The organism is Coleofasciculus sp., from assembly GCF_046565525.1.
Classification (GTDB): domain Bacteria; phylum Cyanobacteriota; class Cyanobacteriia; order Cyanobacteriales; family Coleofasciculaceae; genus Coleofasciculus.
In genome coordinates this window covers 1-4,083 of the sequence record NZ_JBKHUP010000218.1, presented here as the reverse complement: position 1 = coordinate 4,083, position 4,083 = coordinate 1, and the positions used below count along the sequence as shown (strand labels likewise).

At 43.9% G+C, this 4,083-nt stretch carries 3 protein-coding genes; all 3 read left to right on the top strand.

Translation table 11 applies throughout. From position 1 onward, the window contains the following. Nucleotides 1–95: 95 nt before the first annotated feature. Nucleotides 96–1,034 carry a hypothetical protein gene (locus ACLGGO_RS35125; protein ID WP_446422789.1) on the top strand — a complete coding sequence of 313 codons (939 nt, stop codon included), beginning with the start codon at nucleotides 96–98 and terminating at the stop codon, nucleotides 1,032–1,034. Nucleotides 1,035–1,087: 53 nt separating this feature from the next. Beyond that, on the top strand, nucleotides 1,088–1,777 hold the full coding sequence (locus ACLGGO_RS35120) for a DUF6753 family protein (RefSeq protein WP_446394623.1): 690 nt from the start codon (nucleotides 1,088–1,090) through the stop codon (nucleotides 1,775–1,777). Between the two features lie 1,215 nt (nucleotides 1,778–2,992). After that, nucleotides 2,993–4,083: ABC transporter transmembrane domain-containing protein (locus ACLGGO_RS35115; protein WP_446422788.1), on the top strand; the 1,091-nt coding region annotated here is incomplete at its 3' end.

Sequence of the window (4,083 nt, the reverse complement as noted above, 5' to 3'; positions counted from 1 at the left end):
GCTTTTTTAGGAAAAGGGAAATGGCACGACCCATTCAATTAGAGCCTCCCTTTTTATCAGCCCCCAATCATTAACAACTAACCAGGAGAAAACCGATGCGAGTACATCTAGTCGATGGAGAGAAAGGAGGGACAGGCAAGTCCTTCTTGTGCAAAACCATGGTGGAATATTGTTTAGGGCAGAAACTCCCCTTTGTTCTCATTGACACCGACCGAACTAATCCCGATGTCTTAGAGGTTTATGCAGACAAATGCCCAGCTTATAAATGCTTCTTTTCCGAGAATGAGGAGAATGTAGACTCCGCCGACCCCATTTTATACCGGGCGATGGAAGGAAATCATGTCATTGTCAATCTCCCGTCTCAAATCTATACCTTTGTCAGTGAATGGTTTGAGCGGACGGGAATTCTCTCCGAAGAATTTGCCAGCGCCTTGTTAGCCAGTACCGAAGTTGAATCTGAATTGACCTCAGAAGCCGCCGCCTGTGAAACATCGGCGGAAGAATCCGAGTCACCAGCGCAATCAGAAATGGAGGTTTTGGGAGAGGTCGAACAATCACCAGGAAAGTCGGATATCGAGGATGATTCTCATCAGGCGGATCAGGGAGAGGTGAACCCAATCCAATTTGATGGCAAGGTTGAGTTTTACAAGTGGTTTGTCTGTACGGGACAGCCGGATTCGGTGGATTTATTCGTTCAGTCTTTAGCCGATCGGGGAGATAAGATTCCCCATATCTTAGTCAAAAACGAGTATTGGACAAAAGACTTCTCCGTTCTCGAAACTCCCAGTATCAAAGAATTAATTGAAGAGTACGAGGTTGAGGAAATTACCTTACCCAAAATGATTCTCTCTGAAAAAGAGCGTCAATTCTTTTCTACCCATAAAATGAGCTTCTCCGATGCCATTGCGGGCAAAAAATGGCAAAAAGAATGGCGAATTCTCTCCCGACAGCGAGTTGCCACCTACTTCAAACAAGCCAAAAGCACCCTGTCGCAGTTGGGGTTGCTCAATAACCCCGCGATTTCCGAATTTTAGCAGCTAGGGCAAGCCCTTCTCGAAGAGTAGTTTGAATCTAAGAATTTTGAATTATGGTGGGTCAGCCAGATATCTCACAAGCCGGGGGAATCCATAAAGGTGCAACAGTTCCAGATATTATCTTTGAGGGCAAGCCAGAGTCAGTCAAGGCGCGAGTGTTGGAAATTGCCTATCAATCGGGCATTGAGCCAGAAGACCCGCTGTTTGTGCTGTTGGCGGCAACGGGTTCTCTAGAGGTACTATTGGATGAGTCTCCCAAAGCGATTAAGGAATTGTTCGAGACCAAACTCCAGGCGTTGCACGAAGAGTTTTTGGCAGTAGCTGAAGCGCTGAAGAATTATGAAGAGTCGATGATGGCAGTGCAGCGGCGGGCGTTTGTGAAATCGGTAGAAGATGCGCTCAAGCAAATCGAAAAGCAGAAATCCCGCCAATTTTGGGCAACATTGTCGGATAATTGGCTCTTTGTGGTGGTTGGTGGGGCGGCGGTGCTGGGTTGTTTGCTAGTGGGGGGATGGGGTGGTTTCCAATTGGCTTCGCCACCAGAATTAGATCCAACCGGTCCAAGGCAGTTATCTTTGGAAGAAGCCAAGGCATTGGACTGGGCGCTTTCCTCTGAGGGGAGGGAAGCCAAGAAATTATGGGAGTGGAATCGGGGAGCGATCGCGGTGTGTAAGGCTAACTCGAAGGAACTTAAGGGGCGTTGTGCTATTTGGATTAAGCCACCAACGAAGTCTTCTTTTTAGCCAAGGGGAAATCAGCCAATGTGATCGCCCTGACCATCAATTTCCCGAATTGGCATAGGTTCACCTCTAAGATGGGAATAAATTCAGTTGTTATGTCGGGTCAGCAATAGGCGCTAGCCCCTCTTGCCATTCAAGTTTTTGGTTTTTGAGCGTTTTGAAGGTTATTGACTGAGTACTCAGACTCCTCAGCCAAGACAGCGATACTAACCTTTTTTGAATGCAAAATTTACGCATGGTCACTTCCATCCGGTTCAATTTATGCTCTGATCAAAACTATAAGTTGCGAAAAAAAACACGTATTACAGGTGTATTTTTATTGACACCCCCATAAGGTGGATGTTAGATTCGTAGCGTAGATAACCAACTCATGATTCGACTTTTAAAAAAATGCTCTTTAATTTAAGAGCAAATTAAATGTTGATCCCAATTGATATGAAGTTGATTGTCTTCACGTTTATTGAGCAACGATTAGCAGAAGGAAAAGTTGGTAATTTAGAGATATCAGGCTACTGGAACAGAAGTTTTGATTTCGCCGTGCCAACTATTTTTTGCCGTATTCGTGTAACCTGAGTTCGATAGTTTATGCAACATCCGACTTTTCCGACTGACAGGGGCGGGGGAGATGAAGCATCATAGAGATAAGATGCAATTTCAAAACATTTTGAAGCAATTAACAGAGTCACATAGCTTCTCAATGACACCGTTGTAATCAGGGTTTAACGCTACATAAGGGACTTCTACCGAGTTACTACCACATTGTCCAGAGGGTGCGCGACTGTACATCTGAGTGAGAGTACGGATATTTTTTCGCTCGTGATTTGCAGATGGGGCGCGTACATCAGTGTCAGATCAGGAAATTTACTGAAGCCATAGCTAGTAAGCCTAGGTTAGATTGGCTGAAAAGCTTGATTATAGCAATTCTAGGAAATAACTGGAGACTTAGTTGACATGATTCCTTGATATCAGGATACACACCTATGACAACTTTTCCGAACGCTATCTCTGTTGGCACTATCTTGCACCTTGTTGGCATTCCGTTTGCACAAGTAATGCATAATTTTTCAGGGAGGCATGAGTAAATACTTCATGTGATGCGCTACTTAATCCTCTCAAATCTCTTTTGATTTAGAGCCTGGTGAAGCTGTTTGAGTTACCTAGCTAATTCTTCTTAATCAGGTAATTCTCATAGTAATTTCCATTTTCTCGATAATCTAGATGAATAGTTTTGGGTTTCTCAAACAAATTAATAAATATATCGCTGCTTATAGATGGCTAGTTATTTTCCTTTGTAGCAGTCAGATTTTTGAGGCTTTATTTGAATCAGCAATGAGGATAAGCTTCAAGTTTATTATCGATGCAGCCATTGTTCCCCAAAATTATAGTCTTCTGGTTTTGATTCTCTTGCTCCTAGGAGGCGGAGCGATTGTATTTATCGTTGTTGGCTTGCTTGGCGACTTTTTATCAGCTAAATTGGGCATTCTGTTACTCAACAACATCCGCTGTTCTCTATTTGAACGCATCCAAAGCCTTTCAATGGAGTTTTTTGGGCGACGTTCAGCCGGAGATATAATTAACTGTTTCCAGGCGGATGCAGAGAAGGTAGAAAATAGTCTTATCCTTGGTCTGCCAGTTGTTATTTTTTGCCTGAGTAACATCCTTTTTTCGGGAATTTTCCTGTTTTCCCTTAACTGGCAGTTGGCTGTTCTAAGTTGCATCGGTTTGACTGTCTGTGCAATTGCACCAGTAAATATTGCGCGTCGCGCCACCAAAGAAGGCTATCATCTGCGGCAAAAGGAAGGGCACATTGCCAGCGTAATCGAAGAGAATCTGCTCTCCCAATCCGTTGTCAAGATATTCGGTCTAGAAAAACGAGTGTCAAAAGATTTTTCTGCCCAGTTGAATGACTTGAAGCGGGTTTACATCCGGGCGAAATTTCTATCTAGCTTAGTGCAACGAATTCCCAGTCTAGCTTTTGTCTTAGTGCAGTTGGTTATTTTGAGTCTTAGCGCCGTGATGACCTACTGGAATTGGATTTCAGTCGGGACACTCGTCTCGTATCAGGTTCTACTGCTGGGTTTGCATTCCACTATCCTCAACTTTACTTGGGGACTGCCTTATTTAATCGATGGAGTGACAGGACTGCAACGTATCGGCGATATTTTGGCGGAAATTCCTCAAGTTCATGAGGCAGTGGATGCGATTGATTTGCCACATTTTCAGAGTGATATTTACTTTGATAATGTCAGCTTTAGCTACTCCTCTGATAGAGGCGGGGTGAAAAATCTATCGCTGAAGATTCGCCAAGG

What these genes read in the sequence shown, in the direction of transcription:
- ACLGGO_RS35120 (WP_446394623.1), top strand. Translation starts at nt 1,088, where the DNA reads ATGGTGGGTCAGCCAGATATCTCACAAGCCGGGGGAATCCATAAAGGT.
- ACLGGO_RS35125 (WP_446422789.1), top strand. Translation starts at nt 96, where the DNA reads ATGCGAGTACATCTAGTCGATGGAGAGAAAGGAGGGACAGGCAAGTCC.